The organism is Allocoprococcus similis (assembly GCF_054660775.1).
This window is the reverse complement of the sequence record NZ_BAAHSG010000016.1, coordinates 89,241-106,284: the sequence shown is the minus strand read 5'-3', so window position 1 is coordinate 106,284 and position 17,044 is coordinate 89,241. Positions and strand designations below refer to the sequence as shown.

Here is a 17,044-nt window from a genome sequence, read left to right as displayed (position 1 = left end):
TTATTCCTCCTTCATAGTTTCAAATTCTTTATCCGCAAGTTTTCCGGTTTGCATAAGACACATCAGCATAACGCCGGAAGCCATTCCTCCGGCAAAGGTAAGGAAATGTGAGATTAGGTTCCACATAAGCATTCCTCCTAAAAATAGGTAAAGAAAAACGCCCACTTCAAAGTGAGCGCATCAACAGGTATCTATTTTGTTTTTGGTTTCAAGTGATCTGGCAGGACGATCTCTCCAACCGGGATTTCCCGCAGTTCCTTTTTCATCCGGTGGGTGAAGCGGATCGTCTTTGCCGTACCGCCGGTTTCCCGCCCATCATATACAGCGATCACTCGGTCGGAGTGCTCTACCATATAACGATTTCTGTGGGAGTAGACGCTTGGGAGATATTTTTCCTGTATCACAACAACATCCGCACAAGCCTCCAGCAGTTCACGGGTTCTTGTTTTCTTATTTAGGCTGTCCAGACGCTTGCGGTAAGGGATCACTGCGATCAGCTCCAGTGCCGGGGTGGTCTGCTTTCTTTCCAGCACCAGCTCCGCAAAATACTGGTCTACGCCATCTGCAAAACCGCTCATAAAACAGGTGAACCCATCTGTAACAGCAGCATCGATCTCATGTGCCAAGGCTGTTTTTATTTTGTTGATCTCATTCTGCGGTAAATCCCTGTATCCGGTAACACAGCAAGTTTTTCCTTTCATCGGTCATCCCTCCATCTGATAGGTAAAATTCTTCACTTTTTATATAGTAATAGATTTAATTTAGCAAGTCAACGATAATACCCTTTTTCCTTTTGCGGATAATAAAGGGGTGTAAGGTACAATCTATTACAGAATGGGAGGTGAAGGCGATGTATGAAGATTTTGTCCCGGAACGATTAGCGAAGCTGCGGACACAGAAAGGAGTTTCCGCACGCGATATGTCTTTATCGTTAGGTCAGGCAAACAACTACATCAATAATATTGAGAATAAAAAGTCACTTCCCGCTATGCAGTCTTTTTTCTACATCTGCGAATATCTGGGTGTGACACCGCAGGAATTCTTTGATGAAGGAAATACCTACCCGGAAACCTTAAAGGAATTCATTGCAGAGGCAAGACAGCTTGATCCTCAATCCATGCAATATATCCTCGGTATTATGAAAGAACTCAATAGCAGAAAGTAAGCGGTCACGGTAATGGCCGCTTTTTTCGTGACTTTCTTTATTATATTTTATAATGTTCTCGAAATGTCCGCTCCCTATACCGATAAGTATTCAAAAACTGTTCTCCAAACAGCCTTTTTCTATTCGCCGGTACTGCCAAAGCTGCCGGTTCCTCGTTCTGTTCCCAGATCGGTTACAAAATCCGCAATGACGATCGGCGTGATCACAAGCTGCCCGATACGGGCTCCCTTAAAAAGAGACTGCGCCTGATTGCTTACATTGCTGATAATCGCATGGATCTCTCCACGGTAACCAGAATCCACAGGCGGCAGTTCACAGACCAGGCCTTTTACCGCCATGCTGGTACGAGGAAAGATATATCCCGCATATCCATCCGGTATTTCCAGTCCAAAACCAAGAGGAATTTTGGCGATTTCTCCGGGCTGTAAGGTACAGTCATAGGGCAGATAAACATCTGCTCCGGCATCATTGCCATGCGGACGGTAAGGACGCTGGTGCTCCGGTACGCCAAAGTCGATCAGTTTTATTTTCATCGGCAGTCTCCTTCCCAAAGAGCAGGATAATCTTTTTCCAAAATATCCTCTGGCGTCATATTTGCCTGCAGTTTTCGTCCGCAGGTCATTTTCCCTTCCAGACATCGATCCATCTGACAAAAAGGCCCGGTCAGTGATGGGGCAAACAAAGTAGGGCTTAGTTCATAAAGTTCTTTCCAGACCTTTAGCAGCACGATCCTTGTTTCATCTGTATTTCTCCGGCATACCCGCTGGCTGATGATATGTTTCCACTGATAAGGGGTGGCGCTGATGAGCAGTACATTCCGCAATCCCTGGGGCGTGGCATAGCCGGCCGCATCGTGCCCGCTTCCGGCAGTGCACAGGGCTTCATAACATTTCATGCTTTCATTACAGCTTTTTAAGTACAGTTCCCGTACCACTGCCGGAGCCGTCATAATAGAATACGGGACAGCGAAATCCGCCTGTCCCGTATAGTTGCTGTACTGCAGCGATGCACTCATAAATTTTACTTCGTTCTGGTGGCGGGTGATCTGCGCCAGAAAACGCCTGCTGGCGCCGACAATGGCTACCGTGATCACCGCAAATTTCTGGATGGTAGGATGGGGAAGCGCCCCCATAGCTGCTACTGTCTGAACGCTGAATGATTTTTCGTAGAGCTCCATCAGGTCGTCCATTGAGGCAATCTTATGTCCCTGCTGGGTAAGCCTTGCCGCAAAGACCATGTTTTTTTCTGCTTCCGCTACCGCCTGGCAGTTCAAAATTTTTACTTCAATCTGTTTAATTGGTATGTCCCTCCTTTACAATCGCTTTCAGTAAGAACAGATAGTTAAGACTGTCTGTGATCTTTTCGTCCCATGTGTCCATCGGATAAACCACTTCTTCGGCAAAGCACATATCGTATAGAGAAACAATATGCTTTGCCAGCATACCGGCAAGGGCACGCTGGGGCGTTGTGTGCTGTAAAGCTGCCGCTGCCTTAAATGCACCCAGCCGGTCCGGGTCATCCCCGGTGTATTCTTTGGTTTTCCGTTTCAAGGTATCAGCACAGAGCCGTACCTGTTCGTCAAAAACGGCATTGACTTCATTTTGTGTAATATAGCATCCCTCCTTTGAAAACAAGAAACCGGCTATTCTAAAGCATCTTAGAATAGCCGGCAAATAAACGGATATGTAATTGTTTATAGTGTATTGATCTCTTTTTCCAGTTCCCGGACCGCTGCTATGACTGTCTCAAATGTCGGAACATCCCCATACAACATATCCTGCATAGAGTTATAGTCCGCTTCCAATGCTGCAAACCGATATTCCGGCGGGAGTAATTTTAATGTGCCCGGCACAGCCTCCGGGTACTTCGCCCATGATCTGGGATAGAATTTCATTTTGAAATCTACAACTTTCTTCAGGAGGTCAAGCCTGGAAAAAGCAGCTTCTTTAACCGGTGTTGCAGCCATGCGGTAGAGATCATAATAATGTCTGGAATACCGCTGCGGCATTTCCAAATGTTCCGGTCTGTTCGCTTCATGGTGCAGGATTGTGGCTTTTTCCCAGAAGGTCCGTTCCGGGGCAACGGTAAGGATTGCAGTTTCTTTTTGCTCAAAAATCTTCGGATAATATTTTGCCGCGTATGGTTCGATCAGCGCTGTTTTTGCAGGAGTCCACGCTGCCAGCGCACCAATCTCTAAACGGATCACCTGTAAAGTCGCCGTATTCATAAAAAGGTGCGGATAGGCGAAAATGACCGTCTGTTTATCCTTTTCATCTATGTAGACATTTGCTTCACAACCGATTTCCTGGGATAAGCCGGCTTTGACTGCCGGGCAGAATGTTTCGGACAGAAATACTTCCGCACGCGCATTGGCTTCTTTGTTAAAAGCGTCCTGTTTTGTATTGGAACGTTTCTCCCATGGTTCATCTTTGCCATATCCCAATACACGCCAGTCCAGAATCAAATCAATATCTTCTGAAAACCGGCTGATCAGGTGAAAGGCTTTTGAAAGGCTGGTACCGCCCTTAAAGGTAATGGACTCTTTCCATGGTGAGCGGTGAAATAAATAATCCAGCGTAAAACATACCCAAAAGTCTTTTTCCACGATGGCATCATTCAGCCCCATTTTATCTGCTGTATTTCTGAACAGTTCCCTGCGGTCGTTATCTGAAAGTCTTGCTATATTTCTCATTGTACCTTTTCACCTCCACAAATCTGCCGTATCGTATCGTAAACCCAATCCGTAGACTCTGTTGCTTCCTTCAAACAAGCCTGTTTATCTTTGTCTGTCAGTTTTTCGGAAAGCATCTGTATGACTTCTGGCGTAACATTCGATTTGCCAAGCGTTTTTAATGCCTGTATAACCAAACTTGTCATATAGGACAATCCGGTAATCTCCTTATTGGTCCGGTGCTTAAATTCCAGTTTTGTAGAGTTCCACTCGTAGGTCTTATATGGACCATCGCTGATATAGGACCATACTGCTGTTACCTGTGTTGAAAGACCTAACAGGTTCAATGCTGTATTCCCACATGGGGCAATCGTCCAGTGATAACTTCGCGCCAATGCGTTTGCCACCGCTTCCGGGTCTGCCGCCACATATTCATCCAGAAGTTTGCTATATTTTGGTTTTTCATAAACACCTTTCAAAATGCGGCGCAATATTCCTGATTGCACTAAACGACTTAAACTTTGACGAATAGTGGATGTATCTGCAATATCCGCAAAATCAGACATCACAAAAACAGTTCCATCTTCAAGAGAAAGAACACGCTCCCGTATTCGTTTTGTATATCCGTTGTCCACAATACCGCCTCCCTTCATGTCACGAATATTATATATTATTCGTGACATGATTGCAATAGGTCCTATTCCTCTTATTTTGAGTGTTCCCATTAAAAATCTGATGTATACATCAAAAATCAAAAATTTTGCAAGGCAGTACAGTTTTCATATATGTCACATATTTTATATATTATTCGTGACATCAGGCAGTTGGCAGGTAGATCCAGTCGTGCATCAGGCACACGCTGGGTTCATCCTCCCTGGGAACCAGACGGTAGGTACATTCCCCATAGACCGTGCGTTTGTCCTCGATCTCCATGCCATAGGCTTTATAAAAGCGGTATTCCAGATTGGAGATAATGCAGCGCAGGGTTTGCAGAGCCTCCCTCTGAGCTGATACGATCAGGTCACGGTCAATGCTGCGCTTCAAAAACAGCAGCGATTTGTAAAGCTGTACCTCTGTGCGGTAAGGGCGGCAGTCTTTCGTTTCCAGCCATCCGCAAAAAGCGACCGGTCCGCTCTGGATCACACTGCGGTCCGGGTGATAATACTCATAGCAGTCCAGGTTTGCCGTATTCAGAAGATAGAGCATTTCCCGGACTTCATTTTCCGGCATGTCATAAAACCGCAAAAGCGAGCGGTAAAGATGGACGTAGCCGGGAATGGAAATCATGGTATTTACCATAAAATAAAATCCTCCTTGTAAACAGCAGGTGCGGGAGCTTTTGCCCCCGCACCGTCTAAAATCTATATTTCGTTATCTACTTTCACGAGTTTTCCCATGACAAGGAAGCGTCCTGTGCCGCCCGGCGTACAGGTAGAAAGGGTCAGTACCTTATCACTGCAGGTCACAGTCACATCACTTTCCACCGCGGAACGTTCCTTCATAGCTGTAAGCCAGGTAGTATAAGCACCGTCATCCTTCCAGGAAAGCTGCCAGGGAGAAGTTTCACTGCCGGATTCTTCCGGCTTTGCTGCAAACGCCGCAAAGATCTCCATGACATAACCACCCTTCGGAGTAACGAGATACATCTGCCTGTGGGTATCAAAGTAACTTTGTTCATCGTACCGGTTCAGCAGAGCAAACATGGAACCATCCCGCATATTATGACCGTAAATGATCGTATTGCGGTCTGAAAAATCTGCCCGGTTTTCATAATCGGCAAACAGGCAGCCAACCTTGTTATAGGTCCCGTCATAAAGATGGTTCAGGTAATACTCGTTGTTGTCAGTCTGCGTCACCGGATAATTGAGCACCGTATCAGGAAGGGAAAGCCATCCGATGATGTCCGGTCCATTTTCACGGAGCGCTTCAAAGTCTACCGAAGGCAGGACAATATCGGCATCGTCCTGTTTTGTTTCTGTCGGATCGGTTGCCTGCTCCGGGGAGTCTGTCTGCTCCGGTACTCCTACATATCCGGCAAGATTCCGATAGGCGTCTTTACTCTCGGCATACTGGTTCAGGTCACGGAACACCAAAAATCCGCTGCCAAGAGCCACCAGAGCGCAGAGTGAAAGGACAGAAGCCCCGACAGCCATTCTTTTTGGGGAAGTCCTGCTGTATTTTCCCTTTTTGAAATAGTACACAGCAAATACGCTGCCGCCGATCAGTGCGGCTGCCAACAGTCCGCCATATAGGAAAATATATGGATCATCCCCGGTCTGCGGTACCGGCTTTTGAGGGGTGGAAGGATTGGACGGAACAGAAGGCTTTTCCGGCTTCCCCGGCTTTTCCGGTTTTTCATTAAAGAACTGGACCGTAGATGTCTGGTCAGCTTTGATCTCCACCGTAGCGGCATCAGGAATGATGTAATCCTTGCTTGCCCGGTTTGCAACTTCTGTTACGGTATAAATACCAACACGAAGGCCCTTGACTTCAATTACACCGGATTTTGGAGTGGTGAATGTCTCGCAGTAGGAGCCGTCCGTGCTCTTGACCTCGATGGCAAAACCATCTTTGCGCCCGTCGCTGGAATCCTTTGTGATCTTTAAGTTGCCGCGGTAAGCCTCATTGGTAAATCCGTGCCCGGCTTCTCCATTTTCCACAACTGCGATCTGTCCATCTTCTGTGATGGAAAAATAGTAAGCGTTTGGGTCAGGCTGATAGCCCTCCGGCGCTTTGCTTTCTTTGATAAAGTAGCCGCCAGCCAGAAGGTTTTCCGCCGTATGATAGCCTGCATCGGTTTCTTTCAGCGTACTGATCTTTTGATCGTCAGGATCATATTCCTGGTTGGCATTGGAATCCGCATACAGGTCGAACACCGCACCGGGCAGGAAACGCAGGAAAGAATTCTTGTCTTTCTTATCCTCCTTTTCCACAGGGGACGGTTCCTCCACAGCTTCGGTTTTAGTTACCTGCACACTGCCGCGGATCAGGGTGTTTTCCACACGGATCTCGATATGCTGTCCGTCTGCACCGATATATACATGGTGCTGCTGCGGGCTTACTGTATAAAGGTCAGGGGCAGAGATCTCCTTGACGATCCAGTGTCCGTAAGGAATGTTCTCAAAGGAAAAACTGCCGTCTTTTCCGGTAACAGCAGTAAGCAGTGCATTTTCTTCGGTAAATTCTTCTGTATCAGGTCTAAACAGTCCCATGAGTGCACCGGCTAGCGTGACATCTTCGCCGCCTTCCGGGTTTTCCCCAACTTTTACACCGTCTACACGCCCGCGGAGAAGTTCATTGGAAACAGCCTCGCCTTCATTGACAAGGATCTGTACCAAGGCAGTTTCCTGTCCGGCATATTCAAAGACGACCGGATATTTCTGATCCGAAAGGATATAGGCGCCGTTGGTCGTGCGTTCCTTGACATAATAGCTGCCAAAAGGCAGGTCGGAGGCGAAGGAAGCACTGTAACCGTCGGATTCATCAGACGAAACAGAGACCACTTCCAGAAGTCCATCTGCCGGGATCACGCTGCCATCTGTCGCCGTCAGGTCTGCGGAAGCATAAAGTCCAAAGGAAATATCCTTATATTCCTCGTTCATGCCAAGACCGAACAGGTCATCGGTCTCCATTGCCTTGAAAAGTGTGACATCCACTTTCTGGCGTTCGTCATAAAGACCGGCCGCTGTCTGTGTAACCTCTACGGTCTCACCCGCATAGGTCAGTTCCACATATTCCGGTTGAGGATTCAACACACAGCCGGAAGGCGCCTGACGTTCCTCCAGACGATAACGGCCAAGATAGAGAGACCCGCTTTTCGCTGTGCCGTCCTCGCCGGTCGTAAGTGTTTCCACAACCGTATCTTTTTCTGCCCGCAAGGTACCGTCACCGGTATAAATATCTTCATCTGCGATCACATCATAGACCGCTCCAGGAAGTCCGGCAACCTCATATACCGGTTGGTACAGTCCGTCGTTTTCCTGGACAGAAGCAAATACTTCTCCGGTCTTTGTGATGGTAAGCTGGCCTTTCTGCGGCATATTGTACTGAGTGACCGTCACAACCGCCTCGCTGCCGTCAATGGTAAACGGTACCGGCTGATCGGAAAGCACATAGCCATAAGGGGCAGCCACCTCATAAAGTTCATAATCCCCGGCGGCCAAAGGCTCCGGCAGCATCAGCCAGCCCTCGTCAGAAACATAGAAGGTATCCAGTGTTTCCGGGTTCGGATAGTAGACGGTCTGGGTGATAAATTCCCCGGTGGAAAGATCCTTGATCTGAAAACCGGTTCCGGTCACAGGGATAATCTTTCCGGTCTCTGCGTCACATTTTTCAACTTTCAGACGGGCTGTGATGGTGCGGTTGTTCAGGATATAGCTGTAAGTCTTTCCGTCAGAGGAAATGAATACCGTAAAGTCCGGGACAAAGGCTTTGCCTTCCTCGCCTGCGATCTGATGGACCGTATAATGTCCATAAGGAAGCGGTTTACTGGAAGCAAAACCATCCGCATCCGTGGTAAGAAGGTCACGTTCACTTTCCTTTGCCGCGTCATAGCTCCCGGCTGCCTTTAAGTAAACTTCAAAGACTGCGCCTGCTTCCGGGCGTTCGATGATACCAGCATTGGGATCGTCGGTATTTTCGCCCTCAGGCACATCCGGGTCCAGGTCATCGGTGTGCTTGACAAGCTGGATATTTCCGTAAATAACCGTTTCCGTCACCTGATTTTCTGTGGTATTGAGTTCCACTTCATACAGGGAAGGGGATGCACCCACTTCATAAATGGTTTCATTCAGAAGATACCCGGTGCTCGGTTCGATTTCCCGGATCGTCCAACCATCCCCGCATACATAATAGCGGGTCATAAAGCTGCCATCCGGTCCGGTAGTATAAGTGTCGATCAGTTCGCCATCACGGAAGATCCCATAGGCCGCCCCTGCAAGCGTGGCATCCCCCTGAGCATTTCCGGTGTCAGCATCACTCTTTACCACATGGACGCGAAATTTCTTCAGAATATTGCTGAAATGTACCGAAGAAGTCTGCCCGCTTTCAATGGTCACGTACTGTGCGGAAGGGGTCACATAGCGGTCCACCGGAAGTTCTTTTACCAGATAGGTTCCCGGCAGGAGCTTCTTTTCAATCTGGCCGTTTTCTCCGGTCGTAACTTCCTCATTGACTTCATTTCCCAAAATGTCCGTACCGGAGATATGGAAGGTGATACCGGAAACAATGCCGTCCTCACTGGTCTTGACAAGTTTTGCGGTACCGTAAGTTTCCGTTTTGAATTTTACAAAGAAGGAAACCGGATCGCTGGCGCCGGTCATCATGGTCTGGTAGCCGGGTCTGCCCCAGATTAGCATGTCGTTTGCCACCGGGATATTCTTTCGGAATTCAAACAGCACCGGGTCCATCATCATCTGCCTGCTGGTAAAGGTGTATTCATTTCCGTTTCTTGTCACAGAAACGCCGCTGCCTTTCAAAGCCTCCAGATCGATCTTCAAGTTATTGGTATCTGTGACCGTCAGGGTATAGACCTTTTTTTCAACATCCCATTTCAGTTCCAGTTCCGGTGCTTCGCTTTTCTTAGAAGAAGTAAAGGAAGGGACTGTGGAATGGGAAGCTACCTGTGCCAGAATCCAGTCATAGGCTTTTTCTGCCGGTCGTCCGGCGATCACGCTGAAATACTGGTCGGCGTCTGCGTGGCCGTTTCCGTGGCGGCTGTACGGATCGCTTCTAAGCTGCTGCTGGTATTCCCAAAGGATGATCTGGGTCGCCATCTTATAGTCGTCCTCGTTGATCCCGGAAACAGGGAGCGCCGAACCGGGTTTCCAGCCATAGATTGCAGTCAGGGTGATCCCCCTCCTTGCCTCGGCAGGAAGCAGGTTCAGATATTGGCTGTTGGTCCCGCTTTCCGAAACATAGGTGTTTTCCGAAGTATGGTAAGGAATCCCGCTCTCCACACAGTAAACCTGATGGCTGATCCCGTCAGAATCCGTCAGCATATAATGCCGGTAAGCATTGCCCCCGGAACTGGTGTGTACATCGATGGTTCCGTCTGCATGGTAGGCAAGATAGGTGTAAGGCGCCGGGGCACGGTAGTGGTTCCCATCAGAGCCCACATACTGGTCGCCCAGCCAGGAGCTTGCCGTCTGTCCGACAGACATGGCAAAAGCCTGAGCCGGAAGAAGCCCCAAAATGCTTGCCATACAAAGCAAAAACGCCAACAGCTTGCGAAAGCCGCGGCGTCTGGTTATGATATGTTCCATGAAAAAATCCTCACTTTCATAAAATCTAAAAGGACAGCCTTATTTGCTGTCCTTGTCGTCAAAATCATCCTCGGAAAGATATTCCGGTTCCCCGTATGCCTCATCCGGGTCAAAGCCTTCGCCATAACCGTCATCCTCAAATTCCGCATCGTCCTCGGCCTGCTGTTTCGGACGCACGATTTTTACATAGTAACCGATCCCGCCGACCGCAAGTAAGGCAGCAAGGATAAACAGGATCGTGCCGACGCTGCCGGTTTCTTTCTTCGGCTTTTCCGGTTCTGCCGGTTTTTCAGTTTCCGCCGGCTTTTCTTTTCCTTTGCAGCCATTTAAGTCATTTTTGCAGACCGGACAGCCGGTATTAACCTTTCCTGCCTCACATTTTTCTGTGCAGTTACAGCTTTCTTCCTGGGGGATCATGCTCATGCTGCCATTGTTCTTTTCTGCAAGTGCCATCAGGTCGGACTCTGTGACGCCGTTTAAGAAGTAGACATTGTTATCTTCCCGTTTCCCGTCGATCACCAGATAAAAGACATTGCCCGCGTCCGTAGTGATGGTGTAAAACTGTTTTTCCCCATCCGTACCGCTGATGTTGTCCTGTACCGTTCCGGTGCCTTCCGGGGTAAATGCACCTTCCGGGATCGCAGAAGTATTTTCCTGCTGTCCGGTACTGTTATCTGAACCGGAAGAATTTCCGCCGCCGGAAGGGGTTGCAGCGTTTGAGCCGGAAGGTTTTTCTTCCTTAGGCGGTTTTGTCTGTGTACCGGACGGACTCTGGGGTGCTGTCGTAGCAGGTTTCTTTTCAGGAGCCGGTTCTTTGTAATACGGATTATCCAGCTTTACCACATCAGAACGGTTGCCGGCATAATCTTTTGCGTATATGCTTACCTGTTTTTCTGTTCCGGCATAATCTTTCAGTGCGACCGACGCTTTCCCGTCGGTGAGGGAGTTGATACGGTTTTCATCAACAAAGACCGCCTCCACGCCGGATAGATCGTCACTGCTTTCTATTTTCAGGGCATCGCCCTCCATGGAAGCAGTCAGCGTTGGCGGTGTGGTGTCTTTGGAACCGCCGGCATGAGCCGTTACAGGTAATGCGCTGACACTTACAAGAAGCGTAAGCGCCAGCAGCAGGGAAAGTTTTTTAAGCCTCATGCACATCCTCCTTCTCCTGCGGTAAAACAGTTTCCGAAGGGGCTGCCTGCTGTGATTTCAAAAAATCCGCAAGCTGCTGGGGCGTCAGTTTGAAACTGCGCGCCACCGCTACATAATCGGTATTTTCCAGCTCTGTTTTCTGTTCCTCCAGCTTATGGAGCTTTGCCTGCATTTCCGCAATCTTTGTTTTGGTCTTTTCAATTTCCTTTTCCAGTTTTTCAATTTTAGGATTCAATTTATTACCTCCAATCTGTTAAGGCAGACGCCCAAATGTATAAAAATGCTGCTGCCAGTAGCTTGTATTGATGTTTGCATAAGAAATCGGGTCTCCACAGTGGATCATCATTCCATTTCCCACATAGATCCCTACATGGCTTGCGCCGCTGGTGTTGTAGGTCCCCTGGAAGAAGATCAGGTCGCCCGGTTTTGCATCCGCACTTGATACCGGCGTACATACACCTAAAAGACCATCCGCGGTCAGCCTTCCGAAATTCCAGCCAACGCCGCAGTTGTTGATCACCCAGGACACATAGCCGGAACAGTCAAAGGAAGTGGAAGGGCTTGCGCCTCCCCATACATACGGATAGCCAAGATATTTTTCCGCCTCGGCCATCATTGCGGCAAACTGTTCATCCGCAAGGGCTTCCGGTGGAATGTCATAATCGAAGTAGTTTCCTGTGCCGCCTGAACCAACTTCCGGCAGGTGCCGTTCGCTGGTATCGCCGGTATCGGCAAAATACAGGGGATTCAAATACTGGCCGTCAACCAGGACTTCTAAGTGCAGGTGGGCCCCGGTAGAATTTCCGGTATTCCCGACCTTTGCAATCACATCCCCGGCTTTGACCTCCTGCCCGGCAGAAACAAGGATCTGGGAACAGTGCCCGTATTTGGTCGTCAGGGTATGTCCTTCGTATGCCTCGCCTTCAATAGCGACACACAAGCCATAACCGCCGGCATTTCCCGCAAGGGTGACCGTTCCGTCATGCCCGGCAAGGATCTCTGTGCCCTCCGGCATCCCGATGTCCACACCGGTGTGATAGTTCTTTTCCCCACTGATGGGATGTACCCGGTAGCCGTAATAACTGGTCACATAAGGGAGCCAGTTGGTGCCAAAGACATTTTTGACATACTGGCGGTTTCCTTTTGTCTGCAGCAGGATCTCGCAGATCTCTTTCTGGTCTGCGTTCATCCGGGAAACGACCAGGTTTTCTAGAGGTGTGACTGTGAGCTTGACATTTAAGATGCGCCATTCATAAGGCACTTCCTCCTGGGTTTCTTCCCCGGTTTCCGGATCAACGGAAGTTTCGGTGCGGTAACGGATCTCGGTTTCTTCTGAAAAGGACAGGGTATATTGTTCCTGGAAAAGCTGCCGCAGCACGCTTTCCACTTCATCGTAAGTAAATCCCTGATAAGCAGAAGTCAGATACCCCATCAGCACATACGGGTCATGCTCGATTGCGCCCAGGTTATACCGGTATTCGTCATAGCCGGGGCGGTCTGATTCCACCCGGTCTATTTCCATTTGCAGATCCGTTTCCCATTCGGTATAGGTAAGCTCCGCCTGGTTGATGTCCTGATCATCTGCAAGATAGGTAGAAGCAGCCAGACTTCCCAAACCGCCGGTCCCGATATTGGAGAACGTGGAAAACAGGGATGTGATTAGGAAAATTACCAAAAGGAGAAGCAGGAGGACAAGGCTGATTACAGGGTGCCGTTTGACCGCATGGACAATACCGACGCTGACCCTCTTTGTTGCGACTGCGGCATTTTTTGCCTGTTTCCCGGCTTCACGGGCAGCCTTGGCATACTGCCTTTTCAGTTTTTGTTTCTGCCACATCCGGGCAAGCACATGTTTCTTCAGATCCGGGTGTTCGTTAAGAGCCTGCCGGTAGGCAAGTCTTGCGTTCGCCTTTGCTGATTTTTGCTGTAATTTTGCTGCCTTTCGGTAGGGAGCGGTTTTATGCCGGTGATATGCCGTGCGAAGCCCTGCCTCGCCCACAAGTTCAGAGCGGTGGGCTGCTTTGATCCCCACATTTTCATCCTCTGCCTCATAAATCTTTTTATGGGCGTAACCAATGGCAGTATTGGCGCCCGCCTTGACCGGACGCAGGGGTACAGGTCCTTTTACATGGGCCTTTTGGGATTTAACCTCCTTTTCAAATTTTAAGTGTTTTTTGGCTTTTCCGGTCTCCGGGTCGGAAACCGTCTCCATGCGCAGTTTCTTCCGGGCCGGCAGTCGGTTTTGTGCCTGCTCTGCTTTTTGTGCAGTACATTCGGCCTTCCGCCTTGCATGGGTGAGCTTTTTATCCTCTGTCTCCGGCGGTAGTTCATCCGCAGTAAATTCCAGCTTGGATGTTTTTGGCGGTTCGCTATCCACACACTTTTCCTTCTGCGCTGCCTGTTCCTCCGCCTGTGCCGCTTCCTGAAAACGCTGCTGATATTTGTTCCCATGCTGATGTGTCCGGTAACGGTGTTCCTGACCGGATCTGTCTGTGCTGTCCGGTGTGGCTGAGCCTTCGGAAGAAGGAGCATATTTTCCGGTATCATGGTCTGTCACATCCTCTGTTACAAAAGAACGCCTGGAAGCCTCCTGCCGGAAATTACTTCGTCCGTTGTCCTGTATCGGGGACTCTGTTCCGGCAGCATCCGGTATCTCAAAGCGATCTGAAAAGCCATCCAAAGAGGTTGCATACACTTCGCCATGCTCCAGCAAGGACTCCGGTGTTTCCGGTGACAGATGGGAAAATTCCGTCTGTACAGGGATGTCCTGCCTGTGTGTTTTGCCGGTGACAGAAGAAGGGGTGTCCCGTGCCCTGCGCAGGTCAAAATCCTGTTCGGTCTGCCTGACTGCCGGCTGATCCTCCCCGTGGGAATCACGCACCGGCATCCGGGTATCTTTGCGCTTCCTTTGAAATTCCCTGTCGTGTGCCATTGTTCTCACCTCCGATCCATTTTAATTTTTGTCTCACGCTTTGGTCCCCGCCACTTCATCCGGTCTTGTGGTAAGCACGCTGTACAACAGTGTGTCCTTCGGGAAGTGGTCCACAAAGGGGATGATCACATTTCCAAAGAACAAAAGCCCCTCGCCGGGACCAGAATGGGTCACATAGGAAAGCTGGTGCGGGGAGATCCCCAACTGCTTTGCCAAAATCTGACGGTCTCCCTGGGCCTGGTTGAGCATATAGATAAAGTCCGAGTTCTCAAAAATGTTCTCGATCTCACGGGAAGCCAGAAGGTCCTTGACATTCTGTGTTAAACCTGATGGGATTCCGCCCCATTTACGGAAGCGTTTCCAGATCTCCACGCTGAAACTTCCTGTCTGCCCTTTCAAAAGAAGGTGGAATTCGTCGATATAGAACCAGGTTGTTTTATGTTTGGAACGGTTAGCCGTGACACGATTCCACACCGCATCCTGCATGATCAAAAGCCCGATTTCCTTTAAGGCTTTTCCCAGTGATTTAAGCTGGAAACACAGTACCCGGTGTTGATCCATCTGGATATTGGAACGGTGGTTGAACACGTTAAGGGAACCATTGACATAGATTTCCAGCGCAGTTGCGATATTCTGTGCCTCCGGTTCAGACTGTTTCAAAAGCAGCTCGTAAAGATCGCCTAAGATCGGCATATTTTCCGGGCACGGGTCCTGCAGGTATTCCCGGTACACCAGTCTGGTACAACGGTCGATGATCGTCCTTTCAATGGGGGAAAGCCCTTCTTTGCCGCCGATGATAAGGTCACACAGCGACAGGATAAAATCACTTTTCAAAGTGATCGGGTTTTCATCATCGGAATAGTCCAGATTGATGTCCATCGGGTTGATGTAGTTCGTGGAAGTAGGGGAAATATCAATGACCTGCCCCTGGGAACCGAACTGCTGTACCAGCGGCCCATACTCATTTTCCGGGTCAGCGATAATGATGTCGTCCTCCGTCAGAAGGAACACATTGACGATCTCACGTTTGGCAGAGAAAGATTTACCGCTTCCTGGGGTACCGAGAAACAGCCCATTGGGGTTTTTCAGCGTTTTTCTGTTCGCCATGATCAGGTTATTGGAAAGGGCGTTCAGGCCGTAATACAACGCCTCGCCCTCCTGGAACAGTTCACAGGTCGTAAACGGTACAAAAATCGCTGTGCTGCTGGTCGTAAGCCCGCGCTCAATTTCAATCTGGTTCGTACCAAGAGCAAGCGAGGACATAAGCCCCTGTTCCTGCTGGTAATCCAGCCGTTTTAAGGCACAGTTGTATTTCTGTGCCACACCCGAAGCGGCAAAAATATCATTGAACAGCTTTTGGCGTTTGGCTGCGATATTTTCCACCAGTACCGTCACAAGGAACATGCGCTCATTGCGGCTCTGCAAATCCTGCAAAAGATTTTTGGCTTCCTCTCCATAGGTGGCAAGGTCGGTGGGAATGATGTCCATATCATACCCGGATCGGACCGCTTTCTTTTGTTCCTCAATGGTCATTTTCTGCAGGTCCGACATTTTGCGTTTGATGTTTCGGATTGCCTGTGCCTGGTCGATAGACTGGATATGCAGGTTGACGGTCACGGCGTCGTTTAAGTCAAGAAGATCCGCTAAAAGCCGGTCGGTAAGCTCCGGCGCCAAAATCTGCAAAAAGGAGACAGCACCGGAATGGTCGCCTACCCGGAATGTCTTTCCATCCTTTGAAAAAGACAGCCCGGATGGGGAAATGAAGTCTTTGGTAGAAAGACCGGTCTTAGGCAGATCCGACCACTGGAAATGAAATTTTTCCTGACCGTCCGGGTGAAGCTGGCTGTGAAGAAGTTCCAGACGTTCCAGTCCGTTTAAGGATCTTGCCTGGACTCCAAGGGTTTTGAAATTTGCCAGTACATCCGTTTCAATGCGTTCCAGACGCATTTTCGCAGTACGCAGGTCATCTGCCTCGATCCCAAAGGTAATGTATTTGCGTTTGGTGAGACCGTTATTTCCTTTCTGCAACTGGTTTTTTAACATATCCCCGTATTCCTTGCGGATTCCGTCATACTCGTCGCCGCGGGGAGGGATGTCAATGCTTCTGGTAAAATCCTGCATATTGGCCCGCTGGTTGATAAAGGTAAGCTGCACATGGATCGAGGCGTCGAAGTAATTTAAGAAATCGCAGTAACCCTCGAAGATCTGTGCTTTATCATCTGCCTGTGCAAGCTGATAGTTAATATCAAAAAATTGCACCGTTTTGGTGTAAAGGGTATCGGTCAGCCGGCAGATCCCATCCCGGTACATTTCACGGTAGGGAATGCTCTGCTGGACCGTCTGCGGGGCATCTGCTTTCAGCCCGGCAAAAAAACCGCCTTTTTTAGACGGCTTGGAACGGGCAGACTTAGTTTTGCCCTGCTTTGCATCGGCTCTAGTCTTTTTGGCCTGCCTGATGTTTTTTTGCAGACGTTTTTCCTGAGCTTCCTGCTGCTTGTTTTTTGGCAATCTTTGTAACCTCCTTCTTTGACATAGATTTATACAGGTTATCCGTCCTGTATGGACGGTCCTTCGGCCAGAGCTTATAACGGAGCCGGTTCTTCAAGATCTTTTCTGCCGGCTGCCCGTCACGCTCATACATGGCGAAGAAGAAAAAGGGCATCATCAGCCCGATCATCAAAAGTACAGCCGCCGAATTGCCGATCGCCCCGCGGGTAAAGAAATACACCGGAAGGCCGACAAGCCCGGCAAGGCTGAAACAAATAAGCTGGCGCTTCGTCAGATTGAAGGCCAGCTTGGTCTTAACTTTGGTTAAATCCTTTGGTACAGGTACATAAGGCATCTATACACCTCCCATCGTA

15 protein-coding genes are annotated in these 17,044 nt (G+C 49.2%); 1 reads left to right on the top strand and 14 read right to left on the bottom strand.

What is annotated here, in order from left to right; all coding sequences use genetic code 11:
* Together ACYQ5K_RS08205 and ACYQ5K_RS08200 are read right to left on the bottom strand one after the other, a co-directional pair.
* Window positions 1-126, bottom strand: coding sequence for a DUF3789 domain-containing protein (locus ACYQ5K_RS08205; RefSeq protein WP_081017347.1), 126 nt, complete (start codon window positions 124-126; stop codon window positions 1-3).
* Between the two features lie 65 nt (window positions 127-191).
* A complete protein-coding gene (locus ACYQ5K_RS08200; RefSeq protein WP_118724271.1) occupies window positions 192-701 on the bottom strand; it encodes an SLOG family protein in 510 nt (169 codons plus the stop codon).
* 149 nt (window positions 702-850) lie between these two features.
* Between ACYQ5K_RS08200 and ACYQ5K_RS08195 the strand changes: the two genes are divergently transcribed.
* Complete coding sequence (locus tag ACYQ5K_RS08195) at window positions 851-1,165, top strand: helix-turn-helix domain-containing protein (RefSeq protein ID WP_005361112.1); 315 nt, start codon at window positions 851-853, stop codon at window positions 1,163-1,165.
* Window positions 1,166-1,284: 119 nt separating this feature from the next.
* On the opposite strand, the gene ACYQ5K_RS08190 is transcribed toward ACYQ5K_RS08195, so the two are convergent.
* The 12 genes from ACYQ5K_RS08190 to ACYQ5K_RS08135 all read right to left on the bottom strand — a co-directional run bounded on the left by ACYQ5K_RS08190 (window position 1,285) and on the right by ACYQ5K_RS08135 (window position 17,025).
* Window positions 1,285-1,698 carry a dUTP diphosphatase gene (locus tag ACYQ5K_RS08190; RefSeq protein WP_005361111.1) on the bottom strand — a complete coding sequence of 138 codons (414 nt, stop codon included), beginning with the start codon at window positions 1,696-1,698 and terminating at the stop codon, window positions 1,285-1,287.
* Window positions 1,695-2,462 carry an FAD-dependent thymidylate synthase gene (locus ACYQ5K_RS08185; protein ID WP_199596375.1) on the bottom strand — a complete coding sequence of 256 codons (768 nt, stop codon included), beginning with the start codon at window positions 2,460-2,462 and terminating at the stop codon, window positions 1,695-1,697. Before ACYQ5K_RS08185 ends, ACYQ5K_RS08190 begins: the two co-directional genes overlap by 4 nt.
* Window positions 2,458-2,775 (bottom strand): hypothetical protein, encoded by a 318-nt coding sequence (locus ACYQ5K_RS08180; RefSeq protein WP_029676883.1) that lies wholly within the window; start codon window positions 2,773-2,775, stop codon window positions 2,458-2,460. Before ACYQ5K_RS08180 ends, ACYQ5K_RS08185 begins: the two co-directional genes overlap by 5 nt.
* 83 nt (window positions 2,776-2,858) lie before the next feature.
* Window positions 2,859-3,857, bottom strand: coding sequence for a nucleotidyl transferase AbiEii/AbiGii toxin family protein (locus ACYQ5K_RS08175; RefSeq protein ID WP_118651050.1), 999 nt, complete (start codon window positions 3,855-3,857; stop codon window positions 2,859-2,861).
* On the bottom strand, window positions 3,854-4,471 hold the full coding sequence (locus ACYQ5K_RS08170; protein WP_117514335.1) for a DUF6088 family protein: 618 nt from the start codon (window positions 4,469-4,471) through the stop codon (window positions 3,854-3,856). The genes ACYQ5K_RS08175 and ACYQ5K_RS08170 overlap by 4 nt, the downstream gene beginning before the upstream one ends.
* A gap of 181 nt (window positions 4,472-4,652) precedes the next feature.
* Window positions 4,653-5,135, bottom strand: coding sequence for a hypothetical protein (locus ACYQ5K_RS08165; RefSeq protein WP_015542949.1), 483 nt, complete (start codon window positions 5,133-5,135; stop codon window positions 4,653-4,655).
* A 62-nt stretch (window positions 5,136-5,197) separates the two neighbouring features.
* Window positions 5,198-10,099 carry a class B sortase gene (gene srtB / locus ACYQ5K_RS08160; protein WP_459777446.1) on the bottom strand — a complete coding sequence of 1,634 codons (4,902 nt, stop codon included), beginning with the start codon at window positions 10,097-10,099 and terminating at the stop codon, window positions 5,198-5,200.
* Window positions 10,100-10,138: 39 nt separating this feature from the next.
* Window positions 10,139-11,251 carry a DUF4366 domain-containing protein gene (locus ACYQ5K_RS08155; protein ID WP_117468867.1) on the bottom strand — a complete coding sequence of 371 codons (1,113 nt, stop codon included), beginning with the start codon at window positions 11,249-11,251 and terminating at the stop codon, window positions 10,139-10,141.
* Window positions 11,241-11,486 carry a DUF4315 family protein gene (locus ACYQ5K_RS08150; RefSeq protein ID WP_025577937.1) on the bottom strand — a complete coding sequence of 82 codons (246 nt, stop codon included), beginning with the start codon at window positions 11,484-11,486 and terminating at the stop codon, window positions 11,241-11,243. The genes ACYQ5K_RS08155 and ACYQ5K_RS08150 overlap by 11 nt, the downstream gene beginning before the upstream one ends.
* An 18-nt stretch (window positions 11,487-11,504) precedes the next feature.
* The gene (locus ACYQ5K_RS08145; protein WP_459777445.1) at window positions 11,505-14,183 is read right to left on the bottom strand and encodes a CD1108 family mobile element protein; all 2,679 of its coding nucleotides are present in this window, start codon (window positions 14,181-14,183) and stop codon (window positions 11,505-11,507) included.
* A 33-nt stretch (window positions 14,184-14,216) separates the two neighbouring features.
* The gene (locus ACYQ5K_RS08140) at window positions 14,217-16,652 is read right to left on the bottom strand and encodes a VirB4-like conjugal transfer ATPase, CD1110 family (protein ID WP_416352400.1); all 2,436 of its coding nucleotides are present in this window, start codon (window positions 16,650-16,652) and stop codon (window positions 14,217-14,219) included.
* Entirely contained in the window at window positions 16,618-17,025 is a 408-nt protein-coding gene (locus ACYQ5K_RS08135) for a PrgI family protein (protein WP_151190114.1), read from the bottom strand. Before ACYQ5K_RS08135 ends, ACYQ5K_RS08140 begins: the two co-directional genes overlap by 35 nt.
* Window positions 17,026-17,044: the final 19 nt, after the last annotated feature.

Coding starts and splice junctions, on each gene's coding strand:
- ACYQ5K_RS08135 (WP_151190114.1), bottom strand. CDS start 17,025: ATGCCTTATGTACCTGTACCAAAGGATTTAACCAAAGTTAAGACCAAG.
- ACYQ5K_RS08175 (WP_118651050.1), bottom strand. CDS start 3,857: ATGAGAAATATAGCAAGACTTTCAGATAACGACCGCAGGGAACTGTTC.
- ACYQ5K_RS08200 (WP_118724271.1), bottom strand. CDS start 701: ATGAAAGGAAAAACTTGCTGTGTTACCGGATACAGGGATTTACCGCAG.
- ACYQ5K_RS08165 (WP_015542949.1), bottom strand. CDS start 5,135: ATGGTAAATACCATGATTTCCATTCCCGGCTACGTCCATCTTTACCGC.
- ACYQ5K_RS08205 (WP_081017347.1), bottom strand. CDS start 126: ATGTGGAACCTAATCTCACATTTCCTTACCTTTGCCGGAGGAATGGCT.
- ACYQ5K_RS08155 (WP_117468867.1), bottom strand. CDS start 11,251: ATGAGGCTTAAAAAACTTTCCCTGCTGCTGGCGCTTACGCTTCTTGTA.
- ACYQ5K_RS08190 (WP_005361111.1), bottom strand. CDS start 1,698: ATGAAAATAAAACTGATCGACTTTGGCGTACCGGAGCACCAGCGTCCT.
- ACYQ5K_RS08145 (WP_459777445.1), bottom strand. CDS start 14,183: ATGGCACACGACAGGGAATTTCAAAGGAAGCGCAAAGATACCCGGATG.
- ACYQ5K_RS08195 (WP_005361112.1), top strand. CDS start 851: ATGTATGAAGATTTTGTCCCGGAACGATTAGCGAAGCTGCGGACACAG.
- srtB (WP_459777446.1), bottom strand. CDS start 10,099: ATGGAACATATCATAACCAGACGCCGCGGCTTTCGCAAGCTGTTGGCG.